This window comes from Pseudarthrobacter sp. N5, assembly GCF_050157035.1.
In the GTDB taxonomy this organism is placed as follows: domain Bacteria; phylum Actinomycetota; class Actinomycetes; order Actinomycetales; family Micrococcaceae; genus Arthrobacter.
Map to the genome: position 1 here is coordinate 1,036,186 of NZ_CP189593.1, position 15,400 is coordinate 1,051,585.

General features: G+C 61.2%; 10 protein-coding genes and 2 rRNA genes. 6 read left to right on the plus strand and 6 right to left on the minus strand.

What is annotated here, in order from left to right; all coding sequences use genetic code 11:
- Positions 1-44: 44 nt before the first annotated feature.
- The 6 genes from ACQCST_RS05230 (at position 45) to ACQCST_RS05255 (ending at position 8,053) form a co-directional block, all read left to right on the plus strand.
- Positions 45-3,179 (plus strand): 23S ribosomal RNA (locus ACQCST_RS05230).
- Positions 3,180-3,436: 257 nt separating this feature from the next.
- Positions 3,437-3,553: ribosomal RNA gene (gene rrf, locus ACQCST_RS05235) — 5S ribosomal RNA — on the plus strand.
- Positions 3,554-3,767: 214 nt separating this feature from the next.
- Positions 3,768-4,262: an SRPBCC domain-containing protein gene (locus ACQCST_RS05240; protein ID WP_426998264.1), complete on the plus strand. Its 495-nt coding sequence runs from the start codon at positions 3,768-3,770 to the stop codon at positions 4,260-4,262.
- The gene (locus tag ACQCST_RS05245; RefSeq protein WP_426998265.1) at positions 4,249-4,818 is read left to right on the plus strand and encodes a GNAT family N-acetyltransferase; all 570 of its coding nucleotides are present in this window, start codon (positions 4,249-4,251) and stop codon (positions 4,816-4,818) included. The genes ACQCST_RS05240 and ACQCST_RS05245 overlap by 14 nt, the downstream gene beginning before the upstream one ends.
- Positions 4,819-5,025: 207 nt before the next feature.
- Positions 5,026-6,396, plus strand: a complete 1,371-nt coding sequence (locus ACQCST_RS05250) for an FAD-binding oxidoreductase (RefSeq protein WP_426998266.1) — start codon at positions 5,026-5,028, stop codon at positions 6,394-6,396.
- Between the two features lie 178 nt (positions 6,397-6,574).
- Positions 6,575-8,053 (plus strand): MFS transporter, encoded by a 1,479-nt coding sequence (locus ACQCST_RS05255; RefSeq protein ID WP_426998267.1) that lies wholly within the window; start codon positions 6,575-6,577, stop codon positions 8,051-8,053.
- A gap of 20 nt (positions 8,054-8,073) precedes the next feature.
- Here the strand turns inward: ACQCST_RS05255 and ACQCST_RS05260 are convergent, their stop codons facing one another.
- The 6 genes from ACQCST_RS05260 to ACQCST_RS05285 form a co-directional block, all read right to left on the minus strand.
- Positions 8,074-9,282, minus strand: coding sequence for an amidohydrolase (locus tag ACQCST_RS05260; RefSeq protein WP_426998268.1), 1,209 nt, complete (start codon positions 9,280-9,282; stop codon positions 8,074-8,076).
- Between the two features lie 72 nt (positions 9,283-9,354).
- The gene (locus ACQCST_RS05265) at positions 9,355-10,377 is read right to left on the minus strand and encodes an ABC transporter ATP-binding protein (protein ID WP_426998269.1); all 1,023 of its coding nucleotides are present in this window, start codon (positions 10,375-10,377) and stop codon (positions 9,355-9,357) included.
- Positions 10,374-11,459 (minus strand): ABC transporter ATP-binding protein, encoded by a 1,086-nt coding sequence (locus ACQCST_RS05270; protein WP_426998270.1) that lies wholly within the window; start codon positions 11,457-11,459, stop codon positions 10,374-10,376. The genes ACQCST_RS05265 and ACQCST_RS05270 overlap by 4 nt, the downstream gene beginning before the upstream one ends.
- Positions 11,456-12,457, minus strand: a complete 1,002-nt coding sequence (locus tag ACQCST_RS05275) for an ABC transporter permease (RefSeq protein WP_426998271.1) — start codon at positions 12,455-12,457, stop codon at positions 11,456-11,458. Before ACQCST_RS05275 ends, ACQCST_RS05270 begins: the two co-directional genes overlap by 4 nt.
- A 69-nt stretch (positions 12,458-12,526) precedes the next feature.
- Positions 12,527-14,254, minus strand: a complete 1,728-nt coding sequence (locus ACQCST_RS05280) for an ABC transporter substrate-binding protein (RefSeq protein ID WP_426998272.1) — start codon at positions 14,252-14,254, stop codon at positions 12,527-12,529.
- 69 nt (positions 14,255-14,323) lie between these two features.
- Positions 14,324-15,373 carry an ABC transporter permease gene (locus ACQCST_RS05285; protein ID WP_426998273.1) on the minus strand — a complete coding sequence of 350 codons (1,050 nt, stop codon included), beginning with the start codon at positions 15,371-15,373 and terminating at the stop codon, positions 14,324-14,326.
- Positions 15,374-15,400 lie beyond the last annotated feature (27 nt).

Sequence of the window (15,400 nt, forward strand, 5' to 3'; positions counted from 1 at the left end):
TGTTTTCGTGGTTCTCTCGTGAATTAGTTTTTTTGATCTTTTGTGGTCAAGTTTTTAAGAGCACACGGTGGATGCCTTGGCATTAGGAGCCGAAGAAGGACGTAGGAATCTGCGATAAGCCTGGGGGAGTCGATAACCGGACTGTGATCCCAGGGTGTCCGAATGGGGAAACCCCGCCAGGGGCGCGAGCTGCCTGGTGACCCGCATCTGAACATAGGGTGCGTGGGGGGAACGCGGGGAAGTGAAACATCTCAGTACCCGCAGGAAGAGAAAACAACAGTGATTCCGTCAGTAGTGGCGAGCGAACGCGGATCAGGCTAAACCGTTCCATGTGTGATAGCCGGCGGGCGTTGCATGGTCGGGGTTGTGGGACTTTCCGTTCTGTCTCTGCCGGGACAGTGAGGTGAGTAGTACAGGCATAGGTGAACGGTCTTGAAAGGCCGGCCAGAGAGGGTGTGAGCCCCGTAACCGAAATGTTGTGTACCGCCTGGAGAGTATCCCAAGTAGCACGGGGCCCGAGAAATCCCGTGTGAATCTGTCAGGACCACCTGATAAGCCTAAATACTCCCTAATGACCGATAGCGGACCAGTACCGTGAGGGAAAGGTGAAAAGTACCCCGGGAGGGGAGTGAAACAGTACCTGAAACCGTGTGCTTACAATCCGTCGGAGCCAGTCTGATTCTGGTGACGGCGTGCCTTTTGAAGAATGAGCCTGCGAGTTAGTGTTACGTCGCGAGGTTAACCCGTGTGGGGAAGCCGTAGCGAAAGCGAGTCTGAACAGGGCGTTGCAGTGGCGTGATCTAGACCCGAAGCGAAGTGATCTACCCATGGCCAGGTTGAAGCGACGGTAAGACGTCGTGGAGGACCGAACCCACTTCAGTTGAAAATGGAGGGGATGAGCTGTGGGTAGGGGTGAAAGGCCAATCAAACTTCGTGATAGCTGGTTCTCCCCGAAATGCATTTAGGTGCAGCGTTGCGTGTTTCTTACCGGAGGTAGAGCTACTGGATGGCTAATGGGCCCTACAAGGTTACTGACGTCAGCCAAACTCCGAATGCCGGTAAGTGAGAGCGCAGCAGTGAGACTGTGGGGGATAAGCTTCATAGTCGAGAGGGAAACAGCCCAGACCACCAACTAAGGCCCCTAAGCGTGTGCTAAGTGGGAAAGGATGTGGAGTTGCGAAGACAACCAGGAGGTTGGCTTAGAAGCAGCCATCCTTAAAAGAGTGCGTAATAGCTCACTGGTCAAGTGATTCCGCGCCGACAATGTAGCGGGGCTCAAGTACACCGCCGAAGTTGTGGATTTCAGATATTAGCTAAGCCGGAGACTTGTTCTTCTGGTTCAGGCGTCTGGAGTGGTAGGGGAGCGTCGTGTGGGCAGTGAAGTCGCGGTGTAAACCAGCGGTGGAGCCTACACGAGTGAGAATGCAGGCATGAGTAGCGAAAGACGGGTGAGAAACCCGTCCGCCGAATGATCAAGGGTTCCAGGGTCAAGCTAATCTGCCCTGGGTAAGTCGGGACCTAAGGCGAGGCCGACAGGCGTAGTCGATGGACAACGGGTTGATATTCCCGTACCGGCGAAAAACCGTCCATGCTGAACAGGGGATACTAACTGCCCGAGACCTGCCTGACCGTCCTTCGGGATGGAAGGGTTTTGGTGGAGCGCGGGACCTGATCCTGGGAGGTAAGCGTATTAACAGGTGTGACGCAGGAAGGTAGCTGAGCCGGGCGATGGTAGTCCCGGTCCAAGGATGTAGGGCGAACGGTAGGCAAATCCGCTGTTCATGATGCCTGAGACCCGATGGGACTCCCGTAAGGGGGGATTCAGTGATCCTATGCTGCCTAGAAAAGCATCGACGCGAGGTTTTAGCCGCCCGTACCCCAAACCGACACAGGTGATCAGGTAGAGAATACTAAGGCGATCGAGAGAATTATGGTTAAGGAACTCGGCAAAATGCCCCCGTAACTTCGGGAGAAGGGGGGCCCCCATCGTGAACCACACTTGCTGTGGGGAGCGTGCAGGGGCCGCAGAGACCAGGGGGAAGCGACTGTTTACTAAAAACACAGGTCCGTGCGAAGTCGCAAGACGATGTATACGGACTGACTCCTGCCCGGTGCTGGAAGGTTAAGAGGACCGGTTAGCCGCAAGGCGAAGCTGAGAATTCAAGCCCCAGTAAACGGCGGTGGTAACTATAACCATCCTAAGGTAGCGAAATTCCTTGTCGGGTAAGTTCCGACCTGCACGAATGGAGTAACGACTTCCCCGCTGTCTCAACCATAAACTCGGCGAAATTGCAGTACGAGTAAAGATGCTCGTTACGCGCAGCAGGACGGAAAGACCCCGAGACCTTTACTATAGTTTGGTATTGGTGTTCGGAGTGGCTTGTGTAGGATAGGTGGGAGACGTTGAAGCCCGGACGCCAGTTCGGGTGGAGTCATCGTTGAAATACCACTCTGGTCACTTTGGACATCTAACTTCGGCCCGTAATCCGGGTCAGGGACAGTGCCTGATGGGTAGTTTAACTGGGGCGGTTGCCTCCTAAAAAGTAACGGAGGCGCCCAAAGGTTCCCTCAGCCTGGTTGGCAATCAGGTGTCGAGTGTAAGTGCACAAGGGAGCTTGACTGTGAGAGAGACATCTCAAGCAGGGACGAAAGTCGGGACTAGTGATCCGGCGGTACATTGTGGAATGGCCGTCGCTCAACGGATAAAAGGTACTCGGGGATAACAGGCTGATCTTGCCCAAGAGTCCATATCGACGGCATGGTTTGGCACCTCGATGTCGGCTCGTCGCATCCTGGGGCTGGAGTAGGTCCCAAGGGTTGGGCTGTTCGCCCATTAAAGCGGTACGCGAGCTGGGTTTAGAACGTCGTGAGACAGTTCGGTCCCTATCCGCTGCGCGCGCAGGAAATTTGAGAAGGGCTGTCCTTAGTACGAGAGGACCGGGACGGACGAACCTCTGGTGTGTCAGTTGTACTGCCAAGTGCACCGCTGATTAGCTACGTTCGGATGGGATAACCGCTGAAAGCATCTAAGCGGGAAGCCCGCTTCGAGATGAGATTTCCATACACCTTGTGTGTGAGAGGCCCCCAGCCAGACCACTGGGTTGATAGGCCGGATGTGGAAGCGAGGACTAACGACTCGTGAAGCTGACCGGTACTAATAGGCCGATAACTTACACCACACACCATTGGTGAACGGATTCAAAAGACGTTCACATCAACAACGGTACAAAGAAACAAGACTGCTTGCGTCCACTATGTGGTTCCCAAACAACAAACCCGTACCCACGGCAGCGTTGTTCCAGGGAACAAAAACACCACACAACTACATAACACCGCCACACCCGGCCCAGGCCCGGAACGGTGGAACCACAGAAGTTGTAACCACAGACTTCCCACCCCGCACCCCTCACAGGGAAACGGGGACGGGACAAAGGGTTACGGCGGTCACAGCGTGGGGGAAACGCCCGGTCCCATTCCGAACCCGGAAGCTAAGACCCACAGCGCCGATGGTACTGCACCCGGGAGGGTGTGGGAGAGTAGGACACCGCCGGACAACCATTAAGGCCAGGCCCCGACACACGTCGGGGCCTGACCCCTTTAACAACCACCCACACACCAACACCCCACACCCCACACATCCACACACCCACACAAACCCGCCACAGTGACAGAGACGCAATTAAGGGACCGCAAACCACCGATCCTCAAGGCCGGCTGAGAACAGCACCGACCGCCCCGGCGCAGACTCACGGGTAGAGTTGGTGCCCATGAGCAACCTCTTCAGCCACTCGTCGGATTCGGACAAGGAACAGCCCGTAGATTCTGATGGGCTGGAGCCTTTGATCTTCACGGTGGTGGTCCCGGGCCCGGTTTCGCAGGCATTCGTTGGGTTTACGGACCACACTCATTTGTGGTGGCCCCTTGATCTTAAGAGTGTCTACGGGTCGGGTTCCTACGTGGAGTTTGAAGAGAACCTGATCGTCGAAACGGCTGACGACGGCAGGACAGCCATCTGGGGATCGATTGATGACTGGCAACCTCCGTTGTCCTTCCACGCCACATGGCACCCCGGCTCGACTGCCTTGTGGTCCACGGAACTGAGGGTCGCTTTCCTTGGGGTAGACGGCGGCACTGAAGTCCGGCTGGTACACAACGGCTGGCAGGGTGCCGAGGACCCGGCAAGTACCCGTGCGGACTACCAAGCCGGCTGGCCGGACGTGCTGGCACGCTTTGTGAGATTCATGGGCCATGCCGGTGACTGAACGGTTTATGCCAACGGTCCGCAGGCTCGCTGCCACTGAATGGCAGGCGTTGCGTGATATCAGGCTGGAGATGATCACGGATACGCCCATGGCGTATGTTGAGGCCTTGGACTCGGCCCGGAACCAGACCGAAATGCAATGGCGAACACGGGCAACGTCCATGTCCACTGCCGGCAGCGTGGCGCTCGTGGCTGACCACGGAGCTGTGGGCGGGAAACTGTCTGCGCTGATGCGCGTGGTGGTGAAAATACCTCAAGACACTTACAGGCCGCTGCAGGCCATGCTGGTCAGCGTTTATGTGGTTCCGGAACTCCGAGGTTCGGGACTGGCTGCTGAGCTGCTGCACGAAGCAGTGACGGTGGCAAGGGAGGATCTCGGCGCCGGTATCCTTCAGCTCGGTGTCCATGAAGACAACGCCCGTGCTATGGCCTTCTATGAACGGAACGGCTTCACAGACACCGGGCGCCGGGAGCCGTATCCGCTGGATACATCCACATCCGAGATCATCATGGAACTCGAGCTCACACCCAGGGCAGATGCGAACTCCACAGCTTAGCTCGGCCGTGATGCGGTCCATGACCCAGATGCCGTCTCGGCACAGGTCTCGGAAGGACTGCGGTTAGACCAAAGCTGGTAGCGCTTTAAATGCTGGAAGCGCCCTTCCACGCAAGCATCGCACCCTAAGCGGCGCTTCGAAACCTCCTGGGGCGAGCTGTCCCGGCGCTTTAGACTGAAGGCCGGATATCACTGAACCGGAGGCGGCATGAAAACCATTGTTGACGAGCTCAGAAACATCCTGGAGCCCTCGAAGATCGCCGTGGACCAACCCACGCTGGCTGCTTATGCCGTGGACCAGGCCCCTGTGCTCGACTACCAATTGCCGCTGGCAGTGGTATTGGTCGAATCAATAGCGGATGTCCAGGCTGTGATGCGGAGCTGCGCCGCACACGGTGTGCCTGTGGTGGCACGGGGCGCCGGCACCGGTGTTTCCGGCGGCGCCCATGCCAGCCGGGGCTGCATCGTCCTGGGCCTGGAACGGATGAACCGCATTCTGGACCTCAACGCTGATGACGAGACCGCTGTCGTTGAACCCGGCGTGATCAACGCCGACCTCAATGACGCCGCGGCAGCACACGGGCTCATGTATGCTCCGGATCCGGCCAGCTTCAGAATGTCCACCATCGGCGGCAATGTGGCGACGAATGCGGGCGGTCTTCGCTGTGCCAAGTATGGCGTGACGCGCGATTCAGTCTTGGCACTCGACGTGGTCCTGGCGGACGGATCCCTGATCCACACAGGCCACCAGACCTTCAAGGGCGTTGCCGGGTACGACCTCACCGGACTGTTCGTAGGTTCCGAGGGGACACTTGGCATCGTGGTGGGAGTGACCGTCCGGCTCAAGTACCTGCCGCGTGAAGTGCACACCATCGCGGCGTTCTACCCGGATTTCCGGCTGGCCGCGTCTGGCGTCCTTGCAGTGGGCAGGGCACGTGTGCAGCCAGCCATCATGGAACTTCTCGACGGCGGATCGCTCGCCCAGCTGGACGAAATCCACGGCTCGGACCTGAGCTCGCGCGGTGCATCGTTGCTTCTGATCCAAACAGACGGCTTCGGCGCTGCGGCGGAGGCGGAGGCGGTACGTGAAGTCCTGGCGGCGGGCGGCGCCACGGTGACTACCGAAGCGAGTGCGGAAGCCGAACAGTTGGTGGAACTGCGCCGCAACAGCCGTGGTGTGGAAGTGGACGACGAATACCGCGTGGGCGAAGACGTTGCAGTCCCGCGGTCACGGCTGGTGGATTACGTGGGTACCCTCCAGGAACTGGCGGCGGCGCACCAGGTGAAACTTAAAGTAGTGGCGCATGCCGGCGATGGCAATCTGCACCCGACTTTCTGGGTGGACAGGCCGGACAGCACTGTTGACGAGGGCACGATGAAACGGCTGAATACTGCCCTGGACGATTCAATCGCCGTGGCTCTGGAAATGGGTGGGACTATCACCGGCGAGCATGGGATCGGGCAGTACAAGCTGCGCTGGCTCGGCTTGGAACAGCCTGAACCTGTCCGTGAACTGCAGCGCCGGATCAAAGCACTGTTTGACCCGGCTGGCATCCTGAACCCTGGAAAGGCGATCTGAGCCCAACGGATAAAACGCAGTCAGAGATCCCGCCCGATCATACTGAAGAATTTGGTATTCCAAATCTGAAATGATACTGCTGCAGTCTCTCAGTGTTGGCGCATATCAGACTAATTTACTTTTCCGATTTTCAAGGTAGAGTTACTTGGTATACCAAATGCTCTTCATTGGAGATATCGTGACGCTGCCGTCTTCCGTCCGCAGGGACCGCCCAGGCAACATGGGGATGGCGCGTCCGCTGCTGATGCTGCTGGCTCTGATTCTTGTCTCGACAAACCTCCGGCCGGCAATCACCACCGTGGCGGCAGTAATGCCGGAGATCGAACAGCGGTTCGGCCTGGAACCGCAACTGATGCCGCTGCTCGGCGGGCTGCCGGTACTGGCGTTTGGAGTCTCGGCGCCGCTGGGGCCGTGGCTGGCAAGCCGCATGGGTGCCGGCCGGGCAGTGGCGCTGGCGTTGCTGGTCCTCGCCGGTGCCCTCCTGCTCCGGGCCCTGGGGCCAGCGATGCTGCTCCCGGGTACATTCCTTGCCGGATCAGCCATCATGACCGCCAGCGTGCTGGTCCCGCAGATTCTGAAAGCCCATGGCGGCACAGGTTGGTGGACAGGCCTGTGCACCATGGGCTTCGGCGTGGGCGCGGCCATGGGCGCAGGACTGATGCGCCCGCTCGAGCAGATCCTGAACGGCAGCCTGCCGTGGGCCCTGGCACTATGGGCAGTGCCTGCCTTGCTGGCCGGAGGCCTCATGCTGCGGACCGGCGAAGGCACCGTGCCCGGACGGTCCAACCCGGTGGTCCACCACAGGGGAGCCGCCGCAGCACTGCGGACACTGGAGCGACAGACCAAGCAGCGACGGACGCTGGAGCGACGGACTGCTGGGCGGGGCAAAGCAGAACCTGGATCTGCCCGGCCCGCGCCCCTCTGGCGGCACCGGACGGCCCTGGCGGTGGCAGCGTTCTTCGGGCTGCAGGCCATGCTTTATTTCGCCGTCACGTCCTGGCTCTCAGCATTTCTGCTGTCAAGAGGTGTTGAACCGGCCAACGCCGCTGTACTTTTGGCCTGGTTCAGCATCGCGGGCCTGCCGGCGAGCCTGCTGTCACCCGTCATGGCCAGCCGCCCCGCCATTCTGAAGATCATCACGCCAGGTCTCGGTGTGCTGATCGCGGCTGGCCTGCTGGGTGTCCTGATGGCTCCCGCAGGGCTGCAGTTCTGGGCAGTGGGGCTGCTCGGAGCAGTGCAGAGTGCCGGCTTTGGCCTGGGAATGGCCCTGATGGTCCTCCGGTCCAGCGGCCCTCTCAACGCAGGCAGGCTCTCCGCCATGAGCCAGGGGAGCGGCTTCGCCCTTGCATCGCTGGGTCCGCTGCTGGCAGGGATGCTGCAACAGCTGACTGGGGGATGGGAAACCAGCTTCATGGTGCTGGCAGGCGTTGCCCTGTTGCTGGCCGTAGCCGGACGATTCGCATCGACCGGACCGAACATAGGGGGCTCCGGCGAAGCCAAATACCGGCTGCCGGATGCCAGGCTGCCGGGTTCCGGGCGGTCAGGGACCCGACAGGAAAGGTGCCACGGGGGAGAGGACGCTGAATCACTGCCTGAGGCCGAAATGGCAACAGCCGGTTCCGCCGTCGAAACAGCGGAACCGGCCAAGGGTTCCTGACAACCGTTGGAAGGCGGCTGCTAGACCAGCCGCAGCTGATCGGCCACCACAGCGCCGCGGTGGATTACCGTCCGGTCCTTACCGCGGTCCATAACGGCCGCTGCCACGGTTTCGCCGTCCACCAGCAGCAGCTCAGCCGGCGAACCGGGTTCCAGCCCCGGACGATCTGCGGTGCCCTTCAGGCGCTGGCTTGATGCATCCAGCACGCTTGCCCCACCAATGGTGGCGATGGCCAGGCAGTGCTCAATCAGCTCGTCCTGCCGGAAGTTGTTGGTGAACGCAAGCTGCCAGGTGCGGTCCAGCATATCGGTGTTGCCATAGGGGGACCAGTAGTCCCGCTGCCCGTCCTCGCCCAGCCCGAACCGCACGCCGGCTTCGGCCAGCAGAGGGAGCGGCAGAATGCCTGAAACCGAGGGGGCTACGGACGCCATGGACACATCCAGCTCCGCGAATTCTGCAATCAACCGTTGGGTGGTGGCCTCGGAGACGCTGCCCAGCTGGTAGGCATGAGAGAGTGTCACTTGGCCCTGCATGCCGAGCGCCCGGGTGCGTTCCAGGATGAGATCGGTGCTGAATACACCAAGCTCTCCCGGTTCGTGCAGGTGGATGTCGACGGCAGCGTGGTACTTTTCCGCGAGTCCGAAGACAATGTTCAGGTGCTCCACCGGATCGCGGTCCAGGGTGCACGGATCGATGCCACCCATCACCGTGGCGCCGGCTTTGAGGGCTTCCTCCATCAGGGCCGGAGTGCCGGCCTCGCGCAGCAGCCCGGCCTGCGGGAAGGCAATGATCTCGACGTCGGCCTGATCCCGGAAGTGTTCTTTGGCGGCAAGGACTGCCTCGAACCGTTCCAGGCCACAGTCGACGTCGATTTGCGCGTAGCTGCGTACTCGGGTGGTTCCCCGCGCGATCATTGAACCCAGGGTGTTCCGGACCCGTTCCTGCAGCGGAACTTCGGCGCTGCGCCAGTTCTTCCGGTCGTTCATCATCATGGCCCAGACGCCGGGGGCGCCGGTGTGCTCACGGAAAGGCAGGCCGATCCGCGTGGAGTCCAGGTGGACGTGGACATCGGAAAACGAAGGAACCAGCAGCCGGCCGCGTCCTTCGACTATGGTGTCCGCTCGCCGCTGCGGATCGTGGCTGAGGACTTCGGTAATCTTCCCATCGGCGATCAGTACATCGCTTGGCGGCCCACCCCAGGGCCGGGCTGCGCGGATCATGGTTGTCATTGTTTTCTCCTTCTTGGGTTAAATAAAGCATGCTTTGGCCCGCGGCAGACAGCCGAGGGCCAAAGCAAGTGGTCACGCAGTGCTGGTCTGCAGTGTGGGGGCCAACTCCTGATGATGGCAGGCCGCCTCGTTGCGGGCCGGAGGCACAGGGACCTCGGCCACGCACCGCTCCTGCGCCGATGCCGGGAGCACGGCAAACAGCGGGCACCGCGTCCGGAAGACGCACCCGCTCGGTGGATCGGCCGGCGATGGAAGGTCTCCCCGCAGGCGGATCTTCTGCTGGACCCGTGCCAACCTGGGATCCGGCACCGGAACGGCCGACAGCAGGGCCTGGGTATACGGATGCCGGGGACGGGCGAAGACCTCGTCCCGGGATCCGGTTTCCACTACCTTGCCCAGATACATCACGGCCACCTCATTGGAGATGTGGCGCACCACGGAGAGATCGTGGGCGATGAAAACGTAGGCCACGCCTGTATCGCGCTGGATCTCCTGAAGCAGATTCACCACCTGCGCCTGGACGGAAACATCCAGGGCGGACACCGGTTCGTCGCACACAATCACAGCGGGGTTGAGGGCGATGGCCCGGGCGATGCCCACACGCTGGCGCTGGCCGCCTGAGAATTCGTGAGGGAACCTGTTGTAGTGCTCCGGTTTCAGCCCCACCCGGTCCAGCAGCTCCTTGACGCGGGCCTTCATGCTTCCGTCGGGGTTGATCCTCTGCGCGACAAGCGGTGCGGCGATGGCCGTCCCGATTGTCTGTCTCGGGTTCAGCGAGGCGAACGGATCCTGGAAGATCATCTGAACCCGGCGCCGGAAGTTGTACAGCTCGCTGCCGCGCAGTGTGCTGATGTCCACACCATCGATCAGGATCCGCCCTGAGGAGGGATCCATCAGCCGGGAAATCATGCGCCCCGTGGTGGACTTTCCGCATCCTGACTCGCCCACGAGCCCCAGAGTCTGGCCCTTCGACAGACTGAAGGAGACGCCGTCGACGGCTTTGACCGAACGCGCAGTGCCCGGCCGGAACAGCCCTTGCCGGATGGGGAAGTGTTTCTTGAGATCCTCTACCTGGAGGATGGGCTGGGCGTTCATGAGCCTGTTCTCTCTGATGGCTGCGATGGTGCTGAGCTGATGGCACTGAGCTGATCCACAGTCAGGTGGCAGCGCTTGCCGTGGCCGTCCTGGAGCTGCAGTCGGGGCCGGGATCCGCTGCAGACGCCGGGGCCAGCCAGCGCCGAGTACTCGCACCGTTCGCTGAAAATGCAGCCTGAGGGCAGATCCAGCAGCGACGGCGGCTGGCCCGGAATGGGATTCAGCCGCTCTCCGGCGCTGCTCAGGGATGGCATTGAGTTGAGCAGGCCCAGGGTGTAAGGGTGAGAGGTTTTGTAGAAGATGTCCTCCACGGCTCCCGTTTCCACGCACTGGCCGCCGTACATGACCAGCACCGAATCGCAGACCTCGGCAACGACACCGAGATCATGGGTGATCAGAATCATCGCCGAATCAGCTTGCTGCTTTAGCTCCATCATCAGGTCCAGGATCTGGGCCTGGACCGTCACGTCAAGTGCGGTGGTTGGTTCGTCTGCGATCAGCAGCTCCGGTTCGCAGATCAGCGCCATGGCGATCATGGCGCGTTGGCGCATGCCCCCGGAGAAATGGTGCGGATATTCGTCGTAGCGCAGCGCCGGGCTGGGAATTCCCACTCTGCCCAACATCTCGATGGCAGCCGATTTGGCCTGCTTCCGCGTAGCCGTGTTGTGGACTCTGTAGGCCTCGGCTATCTGGTGGCCCACGGTGTAGAAGGGATGCAGGGCAGAGAGCGGATCCTGGAAGATCATGCCGATATTCCGGCCGCGGAGCTGACGCATTTTGGATTCAGGCAAGGACACCAGCTCCTGGCCGCCGAACAGAATCTCTCCGCTCACCTGGGCAGAGGTGCCCTTGAGAAGGCCCATCAGCGCCTGGCTGGTTACGGATTTCCCGGAACCGGATTCACCCACAATGCCCAGGGTCTGCCCCCTCATCAGCTTGAAGTCCATGCCGTTGACTGCGGACACCAGACCGTCGTCAGTGGGGAATCTGACCGAGAGGTTGCGGACCTCCAGGAAGGCTTCGGCGCGCTCAAGTAGAAAGGGAGGTTGGCTGCTCAGCAGCGTCATTTCATGGTTGGTCATTGCAGCCTCACTCGCGGGTCTATCAGGGCGTAGGCCACGTCCACGATGACGTTGGCCAGTATGACAAAGAATGCCGCCAGCATGGTGATGGCCATGGTCACCGGCAGATCTCCGGACACTGCAGCCCGGACCGCCGTGAATCCCAGGCCCGGAACGGAGAAGATCTGTTCGGTCAGGACTGCGCCGCCCAGCAGGAGCCCTATGTCCATTCCCAGCATGGTCACCACGGGGGTGATGCCGGCCCGGACGCCGTGCTTGAAGGTGACGGTCCGCGGGGCCAGCCCCTTGGCACGTGCCGTGCGCATGAAGTCCTCGCCGAACGTCTCGATCATGTTGGTCCGTGTCACGCGGATGTAGGAGGCGCTGAACAGCACGGCGAGCGCCACCCACGGGAGTAAGTAGTTGAGGATCCAGGCCCACGGGCCGGCCGGACCAAGGGGGGAGCTGATCTCATTGGTGGTGAACGGCAGCCAATGCAGCTGGTTGACGAAAACCAGCAGAAGGAAGAGGCCGGTGACGGGGACCGGGAGCGAAACCCCTATCGAAGCCGCGCCGACGATGACCTTGTCAACGCCGCTGCCCTTCCGCAGGGCAGCGGCAATGCCGAGCCCCACGCCGGTGACCGTCCACAGCACCAGAGCACCGGCGGCGATCGAAAACGTGTAGGGGAGCGACCGCGAGATGATGTCGGAGACGTTCTCATTGGTCTGGAATGACTTGCCAAGGCAGGGCCACTGGCACGCCGATTCAGCTCCGGGTGCCCCGATCATCCGGTCCGAAGCCAGCCCCCTCATGTATTCGGCGTACTGGACGAGGAAAGGCTGGTCCATTCCCAGGGCCACACGCGCCTCTGCTACCCGCTCCGGCGTGCACTCCTGGCCGCAGGCTGCCGAGGCAGGATCAGCCGGTCCGATCTGGAACAGGGCGAAGGTGATAAAACTGACGGCCGCGAGCAATAGGACCAGGGACCCTACGCGTCTGCTGATGAATCTGATCATGGTGCTGGTTGCGGGGCCGCCTCGCGAATGTCCGGCGGCCTCGCTTCTCCTTCTGGACGCAGTGCCTGGTTAGTGTTCGACGCCGACGATGGACAGGTCGATGCCGCCGAAGAAGTAGCCCACCTGGGCATTGCGGATGTTGGATCCCACAACGCTGTTGGTGTGGCTCCGGATGATGGGCACGATCGGGTAGGTCTTCAGTGCTGAATTGAACTGCCTGGCCCACTCAGTGCCCAGCTTCTCCGAGGCGCCCTCCGTGTTGCGCAGCGCGTACATGGCCTTGGAGATTTCCGGGTCAAAGTACCTGGAAGTGTTGCTGAAACCGTATGACGTACCCTCATTGTTCGGGCCAAGCAGAGGATCGGCGGATGTGCGCACCGAAGCGGGATCTGCACCGCCGCACCAGCCTGAACGCCCGAGGTCCGGGAGCTGCTCGCTGGCCATGATGGAGTAGTAGTTCGGCGCCGGAATCGGGACCAGCTGTACATCGATGCCCAGCGCTTTCAGGTTCTGCTGGATGACGGTGCCCATGTTTTTGTATGAATCGCGGTTGTTGGCGTAACCATAGGTGAGCGTCTTCGGGAACTCCTTGCCCTCCAGCAGTTTCTTGGCCTTCTCCAGCTGTGGCTTCCCGGTGGGGTCCAAGGACAATGGCTGCTCGACGTAGCCGCGCATGTTTGAGTTCAGGGGCGTCTGCGAGATCTCACCGAAGCGGCGGCCGCCGTACTGGACCAGGATGGCCTGGCGGTCCAGGGCCAGCGCGATTGCTTCGCGGACGGCCGGGTCGGGGAGCTTCTGGGTGTTGATGCTCAGGACATCGTTGCAGCCCAGAAGCCCCGACGCCACCCGGTCCTTGACTTGGGCATCGGCGAGCTTGGCTGAGTCCGAGGTCTGAAGCGCACCGTTGGAGTCCAGGGTCAAGGCGTTGGGGTCAGAGTTGGCCAGCAGCTGCTGGCTGATGGTGGCCTGTGACGTGGACAGCGAGAACGTGAAAGTGTCTGGCAGGGCAGTGCGGTTGGAATCGGTAGCGGCCTCCCAATGCGGGTTGCGTACCAGTTTCAGTGACTTTCCGCGGTTATAGCTTTCCACCATGTAGGGTCCGGAAGACACCGGGTGATTGGTGTAGTCCAGCTTGCTGTCCTTGGCTTTGGGAACCGGTGCCGTGTTGGAACGCGATGCCAGCGCCGGAAACTCCGCGAAGGGTTTCCTGAGCCTGAAGACGACCGTCTTCGCGTCCGGGGTCTCCACTGCGTTCAATACGGAAGAGGGATCCTTGTAGGGGCCTTTGTAGCCTTGGGAATCCAGGGCGGCGTTCAGCTCCTGCGGCGCCTGCGTGTAGACGTCCTGGGCGAAGGTCCGTTCCACTCCGTATTTGATGTCCTGTGATGTGATGGGCGTGCCGTCTTCAAAGTTCACGCCATCCTTCAGCGTAAACGTCCAGGAAAGGCCATCTTCGGATACCTTTCCGGTATCCGTCGCGAGGTCCGGAACCACTGTGGGCGGCTGCCCTGACGTCTCCTTGGCCATGGTGAGGGTTCGGTAGTACAGCTGGCCCACGTTGGCCGTCTGGACGTAATTGCTGTTTCCCGGGTCCAGGGTCTGGAAATCGGCGGACATCAGTACATTGATGTTGCCGCCCTTCGTGCTGAAGCCTGTCTTGACCAGCTGGGGTGCCATGTCCGAGGCGGTCTTTGCAGCCGGTGCTGCTGCGTTTGACTGGGCCGGGCCGGACTCGCAACCTGCGGTTGTCATGGCGATCAGCACGGCAAGGGCCAGTGCTCTGGTGGGTGTTTTCATAGTGCTCCTTGGTGGATGGGTACGGAACCGAGTGAGGTGAAGATGCATGAGGGAAAGTTATGCCGGGGACTAGTGCCGCGAGGATTTAGGGTCCAGAGCATCACGGACTGCGTCGCCCAGCAGATTGAATGCCAGGACCGTGATGATCAGCATGACGCCGGGAACGGCCAGGAACCACGGATCGCTGAGGTACCAGTTGCCCGCCTGGGAGGCATTAAGCATCTGGCCCCACGACGGCGTCGGGTCCTTGACCCCGACGCCGAGGAATGAAAGGGCGGCTTCCGCGGAAATGTTGGTGGGGATCATCATGGTGGCGTAGACAAGGACCACTCCCATGACATTGGGGATGATCTGTTTGAACAGGATGCTGACGTGGGAGGCTCCGAAGGACCGTGCCGCCTCCACGAACTCGCGTTCCCGCAGGCTGAGGACCTGGCCACGGACGATCCGCGCAAGATAGGCCCAGCCGAAGAAGCCCAAGATGATGACAAGTGAAGCCATCGGCAGGAAGCTGCCCTGGCCCAAGGGCGTGTCACGGAGACGGGATTGCAGGATCGGTGTCAGGGACAAGACCAGCAGCAGGTGCGGAAATGCCAGGAAGAGATCCATGATCCGGCTGATGACCATGTCCACCTTGCCGCCGAAATAGCCTGCAGCCGCTCCGAGGACGGTGCCGAGAACCACGGATACAACAGTGGACAGCACCGCAATGGTCAGCGATACCTGCGCGCCGTGGGCGAGCCGCGCGAAGAGGTCCCGGCCCAGGGCCGGCTCAACTCCAAGCCAGTGCTCCGCGGAAGGGTACATGTAGCCGGGAAGCGGGAGCCCGGGGGTCTGGAAGTCATCGAGGACCTCGGGCCCGGTCTTCGACGTGAACGGATCGTTGCCGGACAGGGCCCTCAGCCACGGGGCAAGAATCGCGAAAAGCATGATGGCAACCACAACGAACAGGCTCAGCAGCGCGATCTTGCTGCGGCGGATCCGCAGCCAGGCTGTCGCCAGCAGCGAGCGCCCGTCGGCCGGAGGCCCTGGAGCCGGCGATGAGGGTGGTGCGTCTGCTGCCGGCGCCGGGTCCGAAACAGCTGGGGTGGTCTGGAGGTCCGTCAACGGCGGGCTCAATTCGTCAATCTTGGGGAGAGAACTCCC